Source organism: Rosistilla oblonga, from assembly GCF_007751715.1.
Taxonomy (GTDB): Bacteria; Planctomycetota; Planctomycetia; order Pirellulales; family Pirellulaceae; genus Rosistilla; species Rosistilla oblonga.
Genome location: NZ_CP036292.1, coordinates 5,291,158 through 5,312,277 on the forward strand (window position 1 = coordinate 5,291,158; position 21,120 = coordinate 5,312,277).

A 21,120-nucleotide genomic window follows, 5' to 3' on the forward strand; every position below is an offset into this window, starting at 1 on the left:
CCATTAGCTTGCCGCTGGCCTGCGAGAACTTACTCCTCGCTGTCATCCGCGTCGGCTGGTTCTTTGACAAACCGATACCCAGCATCGCGGATCGTCAGCAGATGCCTTGGGTTCGACGGATCGACTTCAAACACTTTCCTCAACCGCACGATAAACTGATCGACGGCGCGGGTTTGCAGTTGCCCGGGCAGCTCCCAAACCTCGGTCAACAATTCCTGGCGGCTGATCACGCGGCCTTCGTTTTCGACGAAGTACTTCAGCAGGCGAAGCTCTTTGGGAGTCATCCGCGCCGGTTTGTCGTCAACTTCGACCTCGAAGGTTTCGAAGTTCACGAACGTCGTCGCAAAACGGACCTCTTTGACCGGCTCGGGTTTCGGTTTTCGCGGCGTTCGATTCGGCCGCGACAGCTGCAACAGGTTCTTCACGCGGCTGAGCAGTTCGTCCAGGTCAAACGGCTTCGCCAAATACTGATTCGCCCCGACATCGAAACCGCGGGTGCGATCTTCGGCCAAGGTGCGAGCCGACAGCATTAAGATCGGCAGAGTCAGCCCCCAGTCGCGGACGGTTTCGCAAACGGTGTAGCCACTCATTCCGGGCAGCATCAGATCCAGAACCATCAGGTCGATCGATTCGGGCATCTGTTCGATCAACTTCAGCGCCGTCGGCCCATCGGCGCACAGCGTCACACGATAACCTTCCTGTTCCAGGTTGTACTTGATGCCAACCCCCAGGTGTTCTTCGTCTTCGACGATCAATATATGAGTGGAACCTTTCATTGCCTTCTTTGTCTGCGCGGTTTCGGAGTCGCCATTGTGTTGGATTGAGTGCCGGGTCGATAGGGACCGTCGATGCGTTACAGCAGCGCCGTCGGTGCGACATGCGATTGTTCCGGCGGTTCGTTCTCGGGAGGTTCGATCCGCAGCCCCGGCAGGATCACTTCGAATTCGGTCCCCGTCGTCCCGCGACGATCTTCGACACGGATCGTGCCGCGCAGCGACTTCACCAACGTCCGGACCAGATACAGTCCCAGCCCAGTCCCCGGCTTGGCTCGTTCCAGTTCATTGCCGACGCGAATGAAGCGGCCAAAAATTCTCCGCCGCAGCTCCTTCGGAATCCCCGGCCCGTTGTCGGTGATCCGAATGCACAACTTGCCCGCGGACATCGGCCGCAAGCGAACGATCACCTCCGGCGGGGAACCGCTGTATTTGACCGCGTTGTCGATCAGATTCCGGAATAGAATTCCCAGATCGACCGGCGGGGCGGTGATCGTCGCCGGTTCGGCATGCACCGTCACCGTCTCCAACGGTTGCCGATATCGCAGACAGACCGCGTGTGCACATTGGTTCAGGATCTGATCGACGCGACAGTCCTCAGCCGGATTCGGTTCCGCTTCGCGATCCAACCGAGCCGCATCCAGCAGATGGTTGATCAGGTTATCCAAACGTTCGACATCCTCCATCATGAAACGATGGAAGTCCTGCCGCTGTTCTTCGGTCACCTGCCGTCGGCTGAGCGTCTGTAGATACAACTTCAAACTCGCGATCGGGCTCTTCAGCTCGTGCGTCACGCTATCAATGAAGTTCGATTGCCGTTGATTCAGTTTGATCGCTTTGACGGTTACCGTCAGGTAGACGATCACGCCGGCCAACATGCAGACCAACAGCACCGCCCCGATGCTCAAGCTGACCCAATAGATCGGCGCACTCTCAGGGTCTTTTAGTCCGCCGATAACTGTCAAAATCACCCAGCCAACGGTCAACGTGACCACCAACAGGATCATCACGACGCCCAGGATGACAGGCCATTTAATACTGCGACGCTCGAACATGCGGTGATTCGCGAGAGGGAAAGAGGCGGAAAACGGGACGATTTTTCAAAACCAAGCGTGACGTGAAAGAATCGCCTTCTCTATAATAGCGGGTCGGGGATCAGGTCTGGATCGACTCTCAGCATATTTCGTTGGCAGATCCTTGGAGGGACAGCCGATGCCATCACATGCCAGTAAACAACATTATTCCGAACAAACGCTTCGACAAGTAGCGGCGGATTGTCGCCGCTCGCTGCAGCGCGGGCAATTTGATGTGGAGCAGTCGCGTGTCGAGCGATTGCGTTGTGTTGACGACCAACTGGAGACGGAAGAGCAATTTGGTCGTCAATTGTGGTACTTCGAAGGACGAGCGTTTTCGAGCGACGATCGCCGCGTGCGAGTCTACGGCGTGATCGAATATTCGCTGCAATATGGGCTGCAAGAACTTGTCGAAGATGGTGTCTTCGATGCCCCCGATCAACGCGATCGTTTTCGCGAGATCTACCATCACACTCCCTCCCGTTTTTCCTGGCGTCACCCGTCGATCCGGATGCTGATCGCCGGAACCTTTGGCGTCGGAGCAGCCTACTTGGCATACGTCGCTTCGCGTTTGATCGGCTAGCTTCTCTCTCTCTTGATCTCACCGGGTATTAGGATGCAAACGTGAGCGAATCGCTCGGTGCATTTCTCAGAGCTTCGCAACACGCAGATATCGGCCGACCGTGCAATCGCATCACGCTATCGACATCCAAGACCTTCGCAAAACCTATCGCTCGGGGATCTTTCGCAGACGAGGGCAACAGGCGCTGCGCGGCGTTTCGTTAAACGTCCGCCCCGGCGAAGTCTTCGGTCTGCTGGGCCCCAACGGCGCGGGCAAGACGACACTGATCAAGATCCTGTTGGGAATCGTCCACAAGTCGGCGGGTTCCGCGACGATGCTGGGACACGCTGCCGGCAGCCAAGCCAGTCGCAGCCGAGTCGGTTACCTGCCCGAAAGCCTACGTGTCGCCAAGCATCACACCGCACGAACGGCGCTCAATTTCTACGGCCGGCTGAGTCGGATGTCCTCCCAACAGATCGCTCGCCGCAGCGATGAACTGTTGGATCTCGTCGGCCTGCGACAGCGCGATCGCGAATCGGTCCGCGGATTCAGCAAGGGGATGGGGCAGCGACTGGGACTCGCCCAAGCCCTGCTGCACGATCCCGACCTGTTGATCCTCGACGAACCGACCGATGGGCTCGACCCGCTGGGCCGTTCGCAGGTCCGCGACATCATTAATGAACTCAAAGGCCAGGGCAAAACGATCTTCCTGAACAGCCATATTTTGCAAGAGGTCGAAATGATCTGCGACCGGTTTGCGATCATGGCTCAGGGGGAACTCAAAGCGATCGGTTCGATCGATGATCTCCGCGGCACCAACGGCCGATCCTCGGCGACATTGATCGTCAGCCGCTTGTCTAGCGAAACGGTCGCGGCGCTGAACCAAGGCGAGGCCGCGGTCCGAACCGAAGCGATCGATCCCGATCTGCAACGCTTGCTTGTCGACGAATGCCCGCAAAGCGAACTGGATCGGATCGTCGACCTGTTGCGCGGCGCTGGTGCCAGCATCCATCAAATCCAACGCGGTTCATCGACGTTGGAACAAATCTTCCTCTCTCTGGTCCAGCCTCAACCGCTCGAGTCATTGTGAAACCGTACATCGCCGTTGTCACCGACGCGTTTCGCGAAGCGCTCGCCTCACGCGTTCTGTGGATCGTCTCGTTAGGCGTCTTCGTCTTCCTAGCCGTCCTTGCGCCGCTGGGACTTCGCGACGAAGTCACCACGCAATTCAAACGCTTCGACGTCACCAGCAGCCAGCGGCTGAAGTCGCTGCTGGAAAATTCGGCTCGCTCGACGCGTGATACGGCGGCATCGCAAGTCGTCAACGCGTTGGATCCCGACTTGCAAACGCGGCTCCGCGACGCTGGCAAACCGAATGTCAAACGCCTGCGAACGCATGAGGTTCTCGACGGGCTAAACAATCTTTTGGATGAACAGGATTGGTACGACGCGGAGCTTTGGAAATCGACGACACGGCTGAGCGAACTGCGAGAACTCGACCAAGCCGACGCGGAGAGTCTGAACGAGGTTCAACAGCGTCGGCGGAACCGCTTGCGATTGGAAGCGGCTCTGCCGGGAGCGTTCCATCCGCGATCGGGCGATTCGGTCCGACTGCGGTATGCGATGTTCGATTTCCCCGATGCGTTTGTGCTCACGCGAACTCAGTTCGTCGAAATCCTCAACAAGATCGCGCTCCCGTTGATCGTCAATCTGTTGCTTGGCGTGCTGGGTGTCTTTATCGCGATCCTGGTCACCGGATCGATCATCCCCGAAATGTTCCAAAGCGGTTCGCTGCAACTGCTGCTCAGCAAACCGATCGGCCGCTCGCTGTTGTTCCTCTCCAAATTCCTTGGCGGATGTTCGTTTGTATTCGTCAATATCACGTTGATGATCGTTGGACTTTGGTTGATCGTCGGCTTTCGCTTGCAGATCTGGAACCACAACCTGCTGCTCTGCATCCCGTTGTTCGTCTTTCTGTTTATCGTCTACTACAGCGTTTCCGCCGTGGCGGGATTGATCTGGCGAAACGCGATCGTATCGATCGCCGTGACAGTGATCTTCTGGATGGCCTGTTTTCTTGTCGAAGTCACCCACGAGATCTTCGACCAATTTGTCGCTCAACCCGCGACGATCCGACAGATCGCTGAGACCGACGGCGACCTGTTTGCCACGACGCAGAAGGGAGAAGTGATTCGGTACGGCCAATCCGATTCGCACTGGCAGACGGTTTTGGAAGCGGAGTTTGGCAGCGGTACGCGAGCGATGGGACCGCTGGTGATACCGCAAGCCCAGCAGGTTCTGGTCGCCCAGATCCGCGGCGGGCGATTCAATCCGTTTTCGGGAAGCAACGACACCTTGCAACTGTTGACCGAACAGGAGAACTGGAAACCGATCGACGGGATCTCACTGCCGCCGGGGACCCGCGAGATGTTCGCCGGTGCCGACGGATCGTTGATCGTGTACGGAACTCGAGGCATCTCCCGCGCCGGCAACACGCTCGAATCCGAATCGACCGAAGCTCCCGCCACCGGAATGCTCTCGGGTTTGTTGTCGATGCTGAAATCGGAAACCGCCGGCTTTACGGTGATCAGCCCGACCGATCTGAGTCTCGACACGCCGATGAGTGTCGCTGGTGTGCCGACGTCGCAGTCCTTTGTTGTCTACACTCGCGGCCGCCTGATCCGATTGGTCGCCGGCGACGATCAAAAACTGACGATCGATCGAGAGATCAACCTGTCTGGAGCGGCGAACCAACGCGCAGCGATCGCCGCAACCGCGCGGCAGCTTGTCATTGCAAGGGAGGACTCGGGCGTCGAGATCTACGATCTGCAATCGCTCGAAAAACTGCACGACGTTCCGCTCGACACCGTCGGAAAACCGACTCAACTGAATACGCCCGCCGACGGAGGCGATCGGGTTGCGATCCGATTTGCCGACAAGACAGTCCAATTGTTCGACACGTCGACCGGCAAACCACTGAGCGTCTCGGTTCCAAAGCAGGGATCGATCACCAGTCTCGATTGGATCGATTCGCAGCAGTTATTGATCGCATACGATCTCGACCGCGCACTGACGCTCGACGTCACCACCGGCGAGGTGATCCAGCAATGGCAACCCGGACGCGACGTCTGGCGGATCGTCCAGGACTGGATCGTACGACCGCTGCATGCTGTCTTCCCCAAGCCTGGCGAATTGGGAGAAACAGTCGAAGGGATCGTGATCGGCGAGCGTGAGATCGAAGCGGGGCCACCATCGGAAGTCGATTTGGCATACGACCGCCGGATATTAAAGATCTGGCAACCGCTGCTGAACTGCGGGGTCTTCACTCTGTTGATGCTCGGCTGTGGATGTTATTACGTCTCGCGACAAGACTTTTAGTGAGTTCCGAGGTCCCGGCGGAGCTTGATTTTTTGAAAGCCCACTTACGCGAATCAGCCGGCTCGAGCGATCGCGGTAGCGGCTGATAACTCAAATTGAAACACAGCTTAGCCCGTTTGAGGCGTCTCGATTCATCTGTTGTTTCCGCCGCGATGCGTTACGATAGATGAACGCCTACTCGGCACGCCAATTTCCCGAATCGTAACACTTGGTGATGTTTCCGATGATCCTGCGATTGCTGCACCCCAAACGAAGCTGGTTACCGGCCGCGGTTCTGATCCTGTGTTGGATGCCTGTAACGCCTGCGTTGGCTCAGTCGACGCGAGGTTCCGAGCCAGCCGAACCGCTGCAACAACAGCTATCCAGCGACGAATACTCCGACCGCCAGACAGCGATGCATCGGATGTGGGAAGAGGGGAATGAAGCCGCGGTCCAGGCGGCCGAACAGAGCGACGACCCCGAGGTAAGGTTGCGGGCGCGTTGGATTCAGGAGCAGTGGAAGCTGGGGATTCGTCAACAAACACCTGAGAGCTTGGCGAGCCTGCTGCGTGGAAACGGCTCCGACAACTCGCCCAGCTTGGCCGATCTGATCTCGGCGAAACAGTTGAGTCGCTTGAACGTTGCCCTTCGCGAATCGCAATCCAAAGCCTTCCAGCAACGCGTGCAGATCGATCTGTTAAAGAACTTCCCTGCGCTCTCCTACCAAGCTTTGCAGCACGGCCTGTCCGAAGCGTTCATCGAACTGTTAGGCGAGATGTCGCAGATGCCGATCGTGGCGCTTCGCCGCAGCCAAATGATGTTTCAAATGGGATACAGCCGCGACGAGTGCCTGGCGCTTCCCAGCACCGCCGACGCGATGCAACCCGCCACTCGTTTAAAGGTCGAAGTCTTTATTCACTGGACGATGGGCATGCACGCCGAAGCCATCCAGATTGCGGCGAAAGAGAATCCGGAACTGGCGGCGCGATTGCAATTGGCGGCGATGAATTGGAACGGCTTGGTCAAGTCGGCGCGGGTCTGGTCCGATACGATCGAACTGCCGGTGCCAACCGATCTGGACAACTCGCAAAACGCAGCGACCTACCTGCTTCAGTGTCGCAAAAAATCGGCAGCGTTGTCGTTGGAAGTGGTTGGACTGCATCGCAGCCAACAAGTCGAACAGTGCGACGCGGCGGTCAATCAGCTGATACAACTGGTTTCCTCGGCTGAATTTAATCGCGCGGTCGATACGCTGCAGCAGGAATCGCGGCGGTATCGCAGCGATCTGACGACGGCGGTGTTTGAAGCGGCGGAGATCTTGATTGCCGTCGACCGCTCCGACCGAGCGATCGAGATCCTGTCGCACCAATTGCCGTTGCAGGCAGCCGAACTGTTGGTGAATCAAACGCAATACGAGCGTGCCCTGAAAGTTCTCGGCGTCGATCCGGCGCGGCTCGAACCGGGCCTGTTGGAACTGGCTGACGAGGCGCGGCAACAGAGCGATTACGAACGGGACGACGATCTGCGGACGCCCGATACACAAGCCTTCGAACGCTGCCTGGCGGCGAGCTCACTGGCCTATCAATTGGGTTATGCCCCCGCCGCGCGACAAGCTCTGCGACGCGTTGCTGCTCTGACGCGTAACCAAGGGATTCAGCAGCGGTTGGAAGTGATTGAAACCGTGCTGCAACGCAACGATCCAAGGTTTGCGATCGAGCTTGCCGAGCCGCTGTTGATGATGCCATCGAGCGACGGGCGAGCGACCGCTACGCTGTTCGGGACGTCGGCCGGGAATGAACTTTGGCACGCCCTGGGCCAGCTGGAACCAAGCTGGACGGTACCACAGCGGGCTCGCGTTTTGATCGATCTGTCGCACGGAAAATTGCCGGCGGGCTGGAACCGCAGCATCGATCTGAATCGCTTGGCCACCTGGTTGTACGATCAACTGGACAGCGACGATGGTCAGTTCAACGCGGTGTTGTGCCGCGAGATTGCTCAGTTCTTCCAAACGTACGCTCGCGACGATTGGTCGACTACGTTTTTTGAACTCGCCGCGCAACATAACGACTACGATGCCGCGATCGCTCTCGCCTGGCGTCTGTTTCAACAGGGCAACGTCCGCGCCGCAGCCGACCTCTACCAAAACGTCTGGGAACGTTTCCCCAACCATCCCGAGACGCTTGTCGGTTTGTCGAAGTCGCGGCAACTGGTCGGCTGGGAGGATGAAGCTCAACAGATCGCCAAGAGGCTCGACATGCTGGCTCTCGATGCCGGCCAATACTTCGATATCGCGATCGCTTACAGCCAGTTCGACGACGTGGCCAATGCCAAGCGATTTGCCAACAAAGTCATTCGCGACACGCCAGAGAATTCTGCCGGTTCGTATCACTACCGCGCGATCCGATTCCTGTTGGGACTGGAAGACAACCAATCGCCTCAGGAGATCGCCAATCTCAACCTGCGTCTACTGGACCGTACGTTAAGCAACACGATGTTGCGTGACATGGGCTCCTACGAAGGGATCGTGTTCGATCACTACCAAGCTGCCGCCCGGCAAGCGATCCTGGATCAAGACATCGACAAAGCGAATCAACTGATGGATCAGGCGCTGCGAGCCAGCCCCGCGAACATCGATTTCGCCGAGCAACAGTTGCTGCAGCTGCGTGAACAAGGCCACATCCAATTCGCCGACCAAACCCTGGACAAGATTTTCACAAGAGCGGATGCTCATCTGACCCAATTCCCGCAGAACGCCAACATGGCGAACAACATCGCTTGGGTCGCGGCGATTCACAATCGCCACCTGGACCGCGCGTTGGAACTGTCGATGTCGGCGGTCTCCGAATTTCCAGAGTCTTATTCGTATCGCGACACGCTCGCCGAAGTCCTGTTTCGGATGGGCGAAGTCGAACAAGCGATCCAAATCGAAGAGAATTGCCTGATCGATGTGCCCGACGACTACCATCTGCACGAACAACTGAAACGTTTTCGCGGTGGCAATTAAGACAGCGGTGCACCCGTCGGACGAAACCAGCCAGGGTTGGAAGCTACGTTGAGCGAGCTTTCTGACGAGGGCACATCACAAGATCACACCGTCACAGTTTTACACCGTGGACTCTCCTCCCCGAACAACGCAGCGCTCGTTCGACCCTCCCCCGCAAACTGCGTTTGGGGAGGGTGAAGAACGCGCAACTTCACCCGCCCGGCAACGCCGCAAAGGTCGAAAAACGAGCGCCGAGCAAGTTTTTCGGGGAGGGCTGTCCGTGAGTCAAAGACGCAGAAGTCGATCTCACGCAAAGCCTCCCCGAACAACGCTGCGCTCGTCCGACCCTCTCCTTCAAACTGCGTTTGGGGAGGGTGAAGAACGCGCAACTTCACCCGTCCGGCAACGCCGGGAGGGTCGAAAAACGAGCGCCGAGCAAGTTTTTCGGGGAGGGCTGTCCGTGAGTCAAAGTCGCCGAAGTCGATCTCACGCAAAGCCTCCCCGATCAACGCTGCGCTCGTCCGACCCTCTCCTTCAAACTGCGTCTGGCGGAGGGTGAAGAACGCGCAACTTCACCCGCCTGGCAACGCCGGGAGGGTCGAAAAACGAGCGCCGAGCAAGTTTTTCGGGGAGGGCTGTCCGTGAGTCAAAGACGCCGAAGTCGATCCCACGCAAAGCCTCCCCGAACAACGCTGCGCTCGTTCGACCCTCTCCTTCAAACTGCGTCTGGCGGAGGGTGAAGAACGCGCAACTTCACCCGCCCGGCAACGCCGGGAGGGTCGAAAAACGAGCGCCGAGCAAGTTTTTCGGGGAGGGCTGTCCGTGAGTCAAAGACGCAGAAGTCGATCTCACGCAAAGCCTCCCCGAACAACGCTGCGCTCGTTCGACTCTCTCCTTCAAACTGCGTCTGGCGGAGGGTGAAGAACGACAAACTTCACTCGCCGGGCGCATCCACCGAGACGAAGTTCTTCAGCAACTTCATCCCGTTGCCTTGGCTCTTTTCCGGGTGGAACTGAGTCGCGTGCAGATTGTTACGCCAGATCGCTGCACAGAAGGGAGCCCCGTAGTCGGCTTCGATCGCAACGACGCTGCGATCGGTTGGTTTGACGTAATAGGAGTGAACGAAGTAGAAGTGCGTCCCTGGCTCGATCCCCTGCATCAGCGGCGTCGGTTGCGTGATCTGAACCTGGTTCCAGCCCATGTGCGGCACCTTCAACGCGGGGTCGGCGGGAAAGCGAACGACTTCTCCGGGAATGATTCCCAGCCCCTCGTGCTGTCCCCCTTCTTCGCTACTGTCGAACAGCATCTGCAGCCCCAGACAGATTCCGAGAAAGGGGCGTCCCGAATCGATGAAATCGCGGATCGGATTGGCTAGGTCGCGACGATTCAGTTCTGCGATCGCATCTTTAAAACCGCCGACGCCCGGCAGAATCAACTTCTCCGCCGACGCGATCTCGCCCGGGTCCGACGTGATCAGCGTCTCTTCCCCCACGCGTTGGATCGCCTTACTGACGCTGCGGAGGTTGCCCATTTGGTAATCGACAATCGTGATCATGATGACTTGGCCGGTGGAGTTTCGTTTGACGGATGCGTTGATTTCGGGCCTGTGCCGCGTTGCTCGGCGATTTTAACCCGATAGACGACATTCGCGAAGGGTTGGTTCGCGGTGGCCCAACGCTGCAAGCTCTCTCACCAACGGCACTGGTCGCTTTGCGATGGCGGCTGCGCTGTGGCGGGTATCCCATCCGACAGCGTCCAACAACGGACGAATTGTCACAGTTGACATCGTTCCCCAGAAGACCTACAAAAGCTGCACCAAACATGCATCTTTAGCGATCGATGCGAACCTTGCTCCCCTTTCTGCGAACAGGAGACTCTGGAATGAAACGAATCTCACTTAAAGTCCGTCTGGCGACACTGGCCGTCGCTGCGATTGGTAGTTTTCAGGTGATCACCTCCCCCACCGCACCGGCTCAGGACCCGGCACCCAACGCGAAAGCGGTTCAGCGGTCGCGGCAGACCGTGCAAACGCTCGACAACATCTTCAAGCAAACGATCGTTTTGGTGACCGACAAATACGTCAACGACGATGACGACTTTGCCGCCGGAAGCGCCGCAGTCCTGCTGTTCAAAAACATCTCCGAGGGGAGCGACAATACGATCCGCTTGATCGACGCCACCGGCGATCCCTACGATTCGGACAACGTCGCCAAAGACGACTTTGAAAAATCGGGTATCAAGAAATTGAAAGCGGGTGCGAAGACTGTCGATCAAGTGGTCGTCCGCGACGGCAAACATTATCTGCGCGCGTTGACTCCCGTCCCCGTGGTGATGCAAAAATGTGTAATGTGCCACGCGCATTACGCTGACGCCAAACCAGGCGAACCGATCGGAGCGATCAGCTACACCGTGCCGATCCAATAGTTCGGCAACCACTCAGGCAATGCCGCTTGCGATACCGCGACGCGGCAACAACCAGACGCTTCGTTTTCCCCGGAGCGTCTTTCCATCAACTCGACAACAACGAGACATTCCACCGCCACACCCACAACGAGGAACACGACACATGTCGGAACCGGAGCCAAAAAAATCAAAAGTCGAAGTGATCAAAGAGGCTAGTTGTGGGTTGCGTGGTTCGATCGCCGACGAATTGGCCGATGCCGCTACCGACCATGTTGCCGATGCCACAACCAAGCTGCTGAAATTTCACGGCACCTACCAACAGGACGACCGCGACCTGCGAACGCCTCGCCGAAAAGAAGGGCTTGGCAAAGCCTATTCCTTCATGGTTCGCAATCGCATCCCCGGCGGCAAGATCACCGCCGCACAGTTTCTCGGGGAACTGGACATCGCCGATGAACTGGGCAATGGAACGATCCGGATCACGACGCGACAGAGCATCCAGTTGCACGGGGTGGTGAAAGCCAATCTCTGGAGCACGATTCATCGCATCAATGAGATCAAGCTCTCCACGCAATCGGCTTGCGGCGACGTGACGCGCAACGTCTGCTGTTGCCCGGCACCGCTGCGCCACAACGGGCTCCGCGATCGCTTGCAGGAAATCGCCGACGAGATCGCTGTCCACGTGCGGCCAAAGACGCAAGCCTATCATGAAATCTGGATCAAGGATCCGCAGTCGGGTGAACGCCAGCAGGTCGTCGGCCCGCCGGATGAACCCGAACCCGATCCGATCTATGGCAAAGCCTATCTGCCGCGGAAATTTAAGATCGGCCTCGCCCTCAGCGATGACAACTGCATCGACGTCTACGACAACGACCTCGGCCTACTGGGCGTTACCAACGGGGACGAACTGGTGGGATTCAACGTTTTGGTTGGCGGCGGCATGGGGACGACTCCCAGCAAGAAGAACTGCTTCCCCGCGCTCGCGCATCGGTTGACTTTTGTCACGCCCGACCAATTGCTTCCGATCATCACCGCGATCATCCTGGTGCAACGCGACTTCGGCAACCGCGCCGACCGCAGCCAAGCCCGGATGAAATATCTGATCCACAACCTGGGTCTCGCGGCGTTTAAGGCGAAAGTCGAATCGTACCTTTCCACAGCCGAATCGATCTGCGGCGTCCCCGATGGCAGCTTGCCACGTCCGCTGCCCGCTCCCGATCCGGCCGACGTGACACGACACGATGATCACATGGGCTGGCACGCTCAAGGAGACGGTAAGTTCTTCTTGGGTCTGCCGATCGAAAACGGTCGAGTCAAAGACGATGGCCCGCTGCAACTGAAGACAGCTCTTCGCAAGCTGTTCACCGACCATGTCAGCAACGCTCGACTGACCGCTCAGCAAAACATCTTGTTGTGCGATCTCGAAGAAGATCAACGCGACACGATCCAACAACTGTTGGCCGAACACGGCGTTGTCACCGTCGATCAGATCAGCAACGCCCGGCGGTTTTCTTTCGCCTGTCCCGCGCTGCCAACCTGCGGCTTGGCGATTACCGAAAGCGAACGCGTGTTGCCGACTGTGATCGGCGCGGTCGAAGCCGAACTCAGCTCTCTTGGGTTGGCGGACGAACAGTTCACGATCCGGATGACCGGATGTCCCAACGGCTGTGCCCGACCTTATAACGCCGACATCGGTCTGGTTGGCCGTAGTGCCGACGGCAAGACGGGCGAAGGCCGCTACACGGTGTTCATCGGTGGCAACCTGCTGGGAACGCGAATGAACAAAGTCTTCAAGGATCAGGTTCCGATGAGCCGGATCGTCGACGAATTGCGTCCCGTGCTGGTTCATTTCAAACAGCACCGAACCGCGGGGGAGAGTCTTGGCGATTTCTGCAATCGCGTCGGCGTCGAAGCGTTGTTGCAGTTAGATCAAGAAACGTGAGCCCTCGAGAACTGAGTTAATGAAAACCGATTTGGACCTCGCCCAATTCGTTCAATGTGTTGGCGATGCCATCATCGCCGTCGATCGCCGCGGCGAGATCATCTTGTGGAATCCCGGAGCCGTTCGCTTGTTGGGGCACAGCGCCGACGAAGTCCTCGGCAAATCGATGGACTTCTTTATTCCCCACGCTTCGCGAAAACCACACTGGGACGGTTTTCATAGTGCGATCGCGTCGGGGCAGACGCATCTGGGGACCAACCTGATCCGCGTTCCAGCACTCCACAAGAACGGCCAGACGATCCGGATCGCGCTGACCGTTGGGATCTTGCGCGACGCGGAGGATCAAATCGAAGCGATCGGTGCGATCATCCGCGAAGACCTGCAAGCACCGAAACAAACGGATTAGTCCTGCCGGCTCTGGTCCCTCGCTACGCTTGATCATTCGCTGTGGGCGGAGGGGATTCGGCAGCATCGCCGGGAAAGATCGGATGCAACACGACCGGCAGCACCCGCAGGACAGGTTGCGGCGTGGGATCGATAGTGCTTGCCGCGGCATCCAATACATTCATGCTGTTCTGGCGCATCAACTGACACGAAAGCCCAAACTGCCACTCGCTGGAAAAGCTCCGATCGTCGGCAGCTTGCTGAAACAGCTCCGCCGCTCGCCGCGCGTGCCGGCGCACGCCAACCAGTTTCCCCTGCCGCGCTTTGACACCGGCCGCGGCGAGTTTGATCAGCCCCTTCAGAAACGTCGCCGCAGGGCCGACGCGGCCAGCAGCGATCCACAGCGACTCCCACGCTTCATGCGCTTCCCAGACGTAGCCGTGGTTAAACAGATCGACCGCCCAACAATAAACGTTGTGACATTCCGCCGCGTCGGCTGGATCGAGCGAATCGTCCGACGATCCCCAACTGTGCCCACGTGGATCCGAAATCGGATGAGGATGCATGCCGGGCACAAACGCATAACAAGGAAATGGCAGGGACGTTAACCGCGCTGGCAAGGGCGGCAACGCGGACGGTTCGGATTTGTTCATGTAGCTTTCTCGCGGTCAAAAAGCCCCACCGACCACACACCCCCACAACAGAAACAACCTGGCCGCCACTAGAGCGTAAACTCGTTGTTACTCGGATGCCTGAGTTCTAAGCAATACTCTGCTTACGGAGAAGGCAGAGGGCGACAACAGCTTGTTTTTTTACCTTTTGCGAATATAACTAATTAGTGAAGTGCAAACGATCAAACGGCTGACCGAACCACCCTAAACCGGCACACGGTAAACGATCGATCCAACGGCCAATTGCCAAGCACTCCCTCACCTCCCGCACGCTACAGTGCTCCCCTCCCCCACACGAACCAAACGCTGATTCTTTGGCATTCAACGTGCTTATTTCTTTTGGTTCCAGTCTACGCTTACTTCCCCCTATCCGTTAATCAGGAGCTGCCTTCATGAGAAAACTGTCTCATTCCCCCACCACCCCACGCCTGCAATCCCCCCACGCCCCTCGTCCCACCTTGGGTTTCACGCTTGTCGAACTTTTGGTCGTGATCGCGATCATCGGCATCTTGGTCGGACTGTTGCTGCCCGCCGTTCAAGCCGCTCGCGAAGCCGCCCGTCGGATGTCATGTTCCAATAACATGAAGCAGATCGGTCTGGCGCTGCACAACTATCACGACACGCATCAAGTCTTTCCCTACTCCACTTCGGGTGACGGTTCGGTCACCGCCGAAAGTGCCGCTCCCGCAGCAAACGGCGTTTTGAACCATCGCGGTTGGATGCTGTTGCTACCCTTTATCGAACTGCAAAACCTGCAGGATCAAATCGACATGAACCTCCCCACCGGCGGCTACGATCGTGGTGGCGTTGGATTCGCCGGCCCTAAACCAGGTGAAGCGGGCAACGCCAACGATGTCGTCGTCAGCACATCGGTCGAAGCCTTCTTGTGCCCATCGGATCCCAACCCAACCCACTACCCCTCCGACTCGTCGGCCTATTCGATTTCGGCCGGTACGACCAGCTTGTTGGGTGCCTACACGAACTACGACTTCAGCATGCGTCGGTTGTCCAGCACCGCCGAGAAGTGGAGCCGTGACACCGGGTTCACCAGCAAACGTCTGTTTGGACAAGATGAATCGTCGCGGTTTCGCGATATCACCGATGGAACCAGCAACACCGTTGCGGTAGCCGAAACGCTGCGTGCGGTCGTCGATGGATCGGTCCCAACTTGGGGCTATGCCAAATGGGCCGGCCAGGGAGCTGACCTGGGATGGTCCCGCGGTATCAACGACAACGAGTGCTGCAACTGGGATTCGCCTCCCAATTCGCGAACCCCTCGCTCTAGCCAATTGGGCGAATGGGGAACCGTTGGCAGCACGCATCCCGGTGGAGCCCAAGCGGTATTCGCCGATGGATCGGTCCATTTCTTGACCGAAACCACCGACCAAGTGATCCTAAACAACATCGCCGCTATCTCCGACGGAAACGTCGTGGGCGAATTTTAATCGCTTGCGATGCCCAATGACCTCGTCGAATTCCGCACCGGACTCGGCTTCTATTGTCATGAGCATATTTTTAACGTGCGTCGCCCCCAGTGATGCACTGGCATTGAGGATCGGCGGGAGCGCCGATCCTCACAGCACTTGGACCGCTAGACACACCTGCAACTAGCGGCCAAACCAATCCACTACATTTCTTCTTTGAACTTTGCCTTTAGGAGTCCCTATTCGATGGGCCTTGGTTGTAAAAATCGCTTCATGCGTGTCGCTTCTTTGTTTGTTATTGCTCTAGCAGTTGGATGTGGCGGCGAACCGCCGTTGCCTGACGCCTATCCCGCATCGGGCCGCGTTTTGCTTGATGGCAAGCCGATCGAAGGTGTCTCGGTCACACTGTTGCCTCAGGCAGGCGTCCCCGGACGCGGTGGTTATGGCGTTACCGATGCAAATGGCGCGTTCAGCATCACGTCGGTCGAAGGCCAAGACGGCGTCCAGCCTGGCAAATACAAAGTCGTCTTTCAAAAGCTGGCTCAACCCGATGGATCGCCGATTCCTCCGGGAGCTACCGCCGCCGATGTAGGCGCCGAAAACATCTTGCCCCCCGCTTACAACAGCCCGGAAATGTGCACGATGTTTGCCGACATCCAAGCCGGCACCAATCCCGAAATGGAATTTGATCTCGATTCCAAACGGAAGCGATAAGCCAACGCGATAGCGTTAAGCAAGCGGTCCCACGCCACGCGAATAGTCTGTCATCAGCCGGACTATCGACGTGGCTTTGGGGACCAGCGACGCGGTGTCGACCCATTCTTCGGGGTTGTGCAAATTGCCGCCGCGAGGGCCCAAAGTGTCCACGTTGGGCAGCCCATAAAAAGCGAGCTTGCTGCCGTCGCAAGCTCCGCCGGTCGACTGCCAACGGATCGCCGCTGCGGCAGGGTCCAACGAAGCCTCGACAGCGAGTTGAATCTTCCGCGTGCGATCGTCGACACTCTTTGGCGGCGCGTGAAAACCGCCGTGCAAGCGGACCTCAAATCCTTCGCGCTCATTGGCTTGGTCGACGATCTGCCCCAGCCGATTCTCAAAGTCCGCTAGGGCCGACGCATCCGAAACACGGACGTTCAAGCGACCGATCGCCAGGTCGGGAACACGGTTCAGCGGACCACCTCCTTCGATGCGGCCAACGTTGACCGTCGTGCCAGCTTGGGGATCGTTCAACCGATCGACCTCACCGATCACCTGCGACAACAACACGATCGCGTTGCGACCGTTTTCAGGATCGCGTCCGGAGTGTGCCGAGCGGCCGCGCACGACGATCGTAAAGTTGCCCGAGCCCTTTCGCTGTGAGACCATCGCGCCATCGGGCAGACAGGGTTCGAACAGCAGGCCAAAATCGTGCTGCCCCGCCTGTTGTTGGAACAGCGCCGCGCTGGCCGGAGAACCGATCTCTTCATCGGGATTCAGGATCGCAGTCCAACCGATCTCTGCCGCGAGATCAAACTTCTCGATCGCAGCCAAGGCCCACATCATCACCAACAGGCCTCCCTTGGCATCGACGACGCCCGGGCCGCGCAAGCGATCGGCATCGAGCCACTGGCACTTCCGGAAAGAGCTCTCCCGTTCATAGACGGTGTCGAAGTGGATCGCCAACAACACCCGACGGGCGGCTTCGGGACGCTGGCGAGCGACCAGCGCGTCGACTGTCTTCCAGCAGAGAATGTCGCCATGGGAATCGATCTCTTCGATCGACGGCAGCGAGGTCGGCTGCAAGATCAGCCCATGCTGTTGCCAATCGGATCGCAACCGATCGGCCATCTGCTGCAAGCCCTCGGTATCGTGCGACCCCGAAGCGATCTCGGCCCACTCGACCAATTGCTGCGTTATCACCGACTTCTGAGATTCCAACCAGCGACAGGCGTCGTTCAATCGATCGGCAGAACTGTTCACTGGCATGCCTCCGAACCGCTTGCCTTATCCGGCCGAGAAACTCCGCCGGTTGCAATTATCAAAAGAGGATCCGCGAGTCGCGGCCTGGGATCAACCGCTGTTGGATCCGCCTTGCGTACCGCTCTCACCGCCGGAACCAGTGTTGGCTGGCCGATCGCGACGGTTGCTGACCGTCCCGGGGACGACGCGTGGACCGGGCGAATGGGTTTCGATGATCTTCAGCAACTCGTCTCCATCCATCGACTCGATCTCCAGCAAACGCTGGGTGATCGCTTCGAGCGCGTCGCGGCGAATCGCCAAGATCTCGTTGGTCGCTCGCAACGCTTCGTTGATGATCCGCTTCACCTCTTCATCGATTTCCCGAGCCGTCTGCTCGCTGTGCATCCGGGCGTAGCTGCCTTCGCCGCCAGTCGCCAGAAACGCCGACTGATTGCTCTGCCGGAAATTGATCCGCCCCAACCGACTCATGCCATAATCCATGACCATCGATCGGGCGGTCTGGGTGGCGCGTTCGAGGTCGTTCTGAGCGCCGGTACTGATGTCCGAGAAGACCATCTCTTCGGTCAGCGTGCCTCCCAACAAGACCTTGATCTGACTCTCCAGTTCACCCTGCGTCATCAGATAGCGATCCCCTTCGGGCCGCTGCATCGTGTAGCCCAACGCAGCCAGACCGCGCGGGATGATCGAGACCTTATGCACGCGATGCGTGTTGGGCAGACTGCACGCGACCAACGCATGGCCGGCTTCGTGATAGGCGACGCGGACCTTTTCGTCCTGATCCATCACGCGGTTCTTCTTTTCCAAACCGGCGGTGACTCGTTCAACCCCTTCGTTGAATTCGAACATCCCGACCGATTTCTTCCCTGCTCGAGCGGCCAACAAGGCGGCTTCATTCACAAGGTTGGCGAGGTCCGCACCAACAAAACCGCTGGTGATCGAAGCGACGCCCTTCAGGTCGACGTCTTCGTCCAGCTTGACGTTTTTGACGTGAACCTTAAGGATCTCTTCGCGGCCACCGATGTCGGGACGGTCGACCAGCACGTGGCGATCGAATCGGCCCGGTCGCAACAACGCGGGGTCGAGCGTTTCGGGACGGTTGGTCGCTGCGATCACGATCACGCTGGTGTTGCTGTCGAAACCATCCATCTCGACCAGCAGAGCGTTCAGCGTTTGCTCACGCTCATCGTGTCCACCCATCATGTTGTTGCCGCGGCTTTTGCCTAACGCATCCATCTCATCGATAAAGATGATGCATGGAGCGCGACTGGCCGCTTGCTGGAACATATCGCGAACACGAGCCGCTCCGACACCGACAAACATCTCGACGAAATCGCTTCCCGAAAGCCCAAAAAACGGGACTCCCGCTTCGCCGGCGATCGCTTTGGCCAGCATCGTCTTGCCGGTACCCGGAGGCCCGACCAACAAAACTCCCTTGGGAATCCGGCCGCCCAATTTCTGATACTTGTCGCTGTGCTTTAAGAAGTCGACAACTTCGCTCACCTCTTCGACAGCTTCCTCGATCCCAGCGACGTCTTTAAACGTGATCGCGAGATCCTCTTGAGCGTACAACTTGCCTTTGCTGCGGCCGAACGACATCGGCGAACCGACGCCGCCGATCTTGCGGAACATAAAGACAGTCAAGGCGATGATCACGGCGATCATCAACAGCGGCGGGCCCCAATCGGAAACCAAGTCGGACCGCTCGCTGTGCCCCCAGGAGATGTTGGCATCGTTGAACATCGCCGTCAGCCGCTGTTCTTCGTCGGAATTCAGAGCCGATCGAATCGTCTTGAAGCTGACTTCTTTGGGTTCGCCAACCGGTTTGCCATCTTTCATCGGGCGATAGAAGACTTCGCCGGTGATCACGTTTTGGGCGAGACTGATATTGTGCGGTTTGCTGTATTCGCCACGCTCCTTCGGATCGCGGACCAACGCGACGACCAACCGACTCTGTTTGTCGGGGGCGTCGACGAGCGCCAACGAGTTCTTTTCGACGTATTGCGTCGATTGAACCAATTCGACGAAGTCGGAATAGCGGATCGCGTATTGGGTGCTGTTGACCAGATAGGCGCACGCGACGACCGTTGCCGTCACGGCAAGCAGCAACCACAGGACCGCTCCGCCACCGCGGTTTTCTTCGTCTTTGTTCTCTTTACGATTGTCGCTCATCGAATTTCTGATGCACCTTTGCGTGTGGTGGACGTATCTCGTTTCAAGGGTTTGGGTTGCGGCGGAACCGCTGCAATCCTAGAATCCCTTCGAAGCGGGCGTGTCTTCAATCAACGATTGATTGTTTGGCCCCAAGTGGCAATCGGCAACCCCTGTATCGTTCATACTACATAGGTAGGGAAGTTTCCTACCTCTCAGCGACATTTCTTTTCCCTATTGAACGCATTGATGGCCGTATCAACTCGGAATGTCGCTATCCTTGGCGCAACCGGCAGCATCGGGAGAGCGACCCTCGACGTGGTCGCTTCGCTTGGAGACTCTTGGAACGTCTGGGGCGTATCGGGACATTCGCGTTCCGAAGAGCTCAGCCAGATCGCGCGGCAGACGACTCCCGAGATGGCTGTCCTCACCGGCGATGCCGATCCCAAATCGCTCGACCTGCCTGGCAAAACTCGTTTATTGACCGGCGCCGATGCCTTGGTCGAACTGGCCACAGCCCCCGAAGTCGATGTCGTGATGGCGGCGATCGTCGGTCGCGCCGGGTTGGAAAGCACTCTGGCGGCGCTGCAAGCTGGCAAACGCGTGGCGCTAGCAAATAAAGAAGCTCTCGTCGTCGGCGGCCCTTTGGTTCACGCGATGCGGCAAAACGGCGGCGAACTGCTGCCTGTCGACAGCGAACATTCCGCGATCTTCCAATGCTTGACCAGCGGTGGCGGTTCACTCGCCGAAGGGAAGAAGAGCGTCCGCAAGTTAATTCTGACCAGCAGTGGCGGGCCGTTTCGAACCTGGACAACCGCTCAGATGCGCGACGCATCGATCGAGGATGCGCTGAAGCACCCGACTTGGAACATGGGGCGTAAAATCTCCATCGATTCGGCTACGATGATGAATAAGGGGCTGGAAGTCATCGAAGCCCGCTGGCTCTTCGACATCCCAGCCGATCGGATCGAGGTGGTTGTGCATCCGCAATCGATCATCCACTCGATGGTCGAATTCGAAGACGGATCGATCCTGGCTCAATTGAGTCCCCCCGATATGCGTTTGCCAATCCAATACGCGTTGACGTATCCTGAACGCTTGCCCTGCATCGCCCCGCCGTTGGATCGGTCGCGGGCTTGGGATCTCTCGCTGGAACCTGTCGATCACGACCGCTTCCCAGCACTAAATCTTGCGTTTGAGGTCGCCCGCGTCGGGGGAACCGCCGGAGCGGTCGTTAACGCAGCAAATGAACAAGCCGTTGCCCTGTTTCTCGACGGGCAGATCCGGTTTACTGATATTGTGCCAGCATGTCGTATGGCACTCGAAAATCATCAACATGAAAGTGAGCCTTCGCTACAGCGGCTGTTGCAGCTGGATCGATGGGCTCGCGCGGAGGTGCAGCGGTGGAGCTGTGGAATGCAGGCATAATCGAACTTCTGGCGGA

The 21,120-nt window shown here is 58.1% G+C and carries 16 protein-coding genes; 10 read left to right on the forward strand and 6 right to left on the reverse strand.

The annotated features are described in order from the left end of the window. Positions 1–29 precede the first annotated feature (29 nt). Together CA51_RS18720 and CA51_RS18725 are read right to left on the reverse strand one after the other, a co-directional pair. Positions 30–776, reverse strand: coding sequence for a response regulator transcription factor (locus CA51_RS18720; RefSeq protein WP_145122729.1), 747 nt, complete (start codon positions 774–776; stop codon positions 30–32). Positions 777–853: 77 nt separating this feature from the next. Next, entirely contained in the window at positions 854–1,828 is a 975-nt protein-coding gene (locus CA51_RS18725) for a sensor histidine kinase (RefSeq protein WP_197451305.1), read from the reverse strand. A gap of 157 nt (positions 1,829–1,985) precedes the next feature. On the opposite strand from CA51_RS18725, the gene CA51_RS18730 reads away from it, so the two are divergent. The 4 genes from CA51_RS18730 (at position 1,986) to CA51_RS18745 (ending at position 8,769) form a co-directional block, all read left to right on the forward strand. Then, positions 1,986–2,429 (forward strand): hypothetical protein, encoded by a 444-nt coding sequence (locus CA51_RS18730; protein WP_231745778.1) that lies wholly within the window; start codon positions 1,986–1,988, stop codon positions 2,427–2,429. A 100-nt stretch (positions 2,430–2,529) separates the two neighbouring features. Continuing rightward, a complete protein-coding gene (locus tag CA51_RS18735; RefSeq protein ID WP_145122730.1) occupies positions 2,530–3,498 on the forward strand; it encodes an ABC transporter ATP-binding protein in 969 nt (322 codons plus the stop codon). Continuing rightward, positions 3,495–5,786 carry an ABC transporter permease gene (locus CA51_RS18740; protein WP_197451306.1) on the forward strand — a complete coding sequence of 764 codons (2,292 nt, stop codon included), beginning with the start codon at positions 3,495–3,497 and terminating at the stop codon, positions 5,784–5,786. The genes CA51_RS18735 and CA51_RS18740 overlap by 4 nt, the downstream gene beginning before the upstream one ends. A 223-nt stretch (positions 5,787–6,009) precedes the next feature. Next, entirely contained in the window at positions 6,010–8,769 is a 2,760-nt protein-coding gene (locus tag CA51_RS18745) for a tetratricopeptide repeat protein (RefSeq protein WP_145122732.1), read from the forward strand. Between the two features lie 913 nt (positions 8,770–9,682). Here the strand turns inward: CA51_RS18745 and hisH are convergent. Next, on the reverse strand, positions 9,683–10,303 hold the full coding sequence (hisH, locus tag CA51_RS18750; RefSeq protein WP_145122733.1) for an imidazole glycerol phosphate synthase subunit HisH: 621 nt from the start codon (positions 10,301–10,303) through the stop codon (positions 9,683–9,685). 326 nt (positions 10,304–10,629) lie between these two features. Here hisH and CA51_RS18755 point away from each other — a divergent pair, with 326 nt between their 5' ends. The 3 genes from CA51_RS18755 (at position 10,630) to CA51_RS18765 (ending at position 13,499) form a co-directional block, all read left to right on the forward strand. Next, positions 10,630–11,172: a c-type heme family protein gene (locus CA51_RS18755; protein WP_197451307.1), complete on the forward strand. Its 543-nt coding sequence runs from the start codon at positions 10,630–10,632 to the stop codon at positions 11,170–11,172. A 142-nt stretch (positions 11,173–11,314) separates the two neighbouring features. Further along, positions 11,315–13,093 (forward strand): NADPH-dependent assimilatory sulfite reductase hemoprotein subunit, encoded by a 1,779-nt coding sequence (locus CA51_RS18760; RefSeq protein ID WP_145122735.1) that lies wholly within the window; start codon positions 11,315–11,317, stop codon positions 13,091–13,093. Between the two features lie 19 nt (positions 13,094–13,112). Next, positions 13,113–13,499, forward strand: coding sequence for a PAS domain-containing protein (locus tag CA51_RS18765; RefSeq protein ID WP_145122736.1), 387 nt, complete (start codon positions 13,113–13,115; stop codon positions 13,497–13,499). A 22-nt stretch (positions 13,500–13,521) separates the two neighbouring features. Here the strand turns inward: CA51_RS18765 and CA51_RS18770 are convergent, their stop codons facing one another. Then, on the reverse strand, positions 13,522–14,043 hold the full coding sequence (locus tag CA51_RS18770; protein WP_145122737.1) for a DUF309 domain-containing protein: 522 nt from the start codon (positions 14,041–14,043) through the stop codon (positions 13,522–13,524). 497 nt (positions 14,044–14,540) lie between these two features. On the opposite strand from CA51_RS18770, the gene CA51_RS18775 reads away from it, so the two are divergent. Continuing rightward, positions 14,541–15,593 (forward strand): DUF1559 domain-containing protein, encoded by a 1,053-nt coding sequence (locus CA51_RS18775; RefSeq protein ID WP_145122738.1) that lies wholly within the window; start codon positions 14,541–14,543, stop codon positions 15,591–15,593. A 252-nt stretch (positions 15,594–15,845) separates the two neighbouring features. Continuing rightward, the gene (locus CA51_RS18780; protein ID WP_145122739.1) at positions 15,846–16,286 is read left to right on the forward strand and encodes a carboxypeptidase-like regulatory domain-containing protein; all 441 of its coding nucleotides are present in this window, start codon (positions 15,846–15,848) and stop codon (positions 16,284–16,286) included. Between the two features lie 15 nt (positions 16,287–16,301). Here the strand turns inward: CA51_RS18780 and CA51_RS18785 are convergent, their stop codons facing one another. Together CA51_RS18785 and ftsH are read right to left on the reverse strand one after the other, a co-directional pair. Continuing rightward, a complete protein-coding gene (locus CA51_RS18785; RefSeq protein WP_197451308.1) occupies positions 16,302–17,528 on the reverse strand; it encodes a hydrolase in 1,227 nt (408 codons plus the stop codon). A gap of 90 nt (positions 17,529–17,618) precedes the next feature. After that, on the reverse strand, positions 17,619–19,697 hold the full coding sequence (gene ftsH, locus CA51_RS18790; RefSeq protein WP_145122741.1) for an ATP-dependent zinc metalloprotease FtsH: 2,079 nt from the start codon (positions 19,695–19,697) through the stop codon (positions 17,619–17,621). Positions 19,698–19,925: 228 nt separating this feature from the next. On the opposite strand from ftsH, the gene dxr reads away from it, so the two are divergent. Continuing rightward, entirely contained in the window at positions 19,926–21,104 is a 1,179-nt protein-coding gene (dxr, locus tag CA51_RS18795; RefSeq protein WP_145122742.1) for a 1-deoxy-D-xylulose-5-phosphate reductoisomerase, read from the forward strand. Positions 21,105–21,120 lie beyond the last annotated feature (16 nt).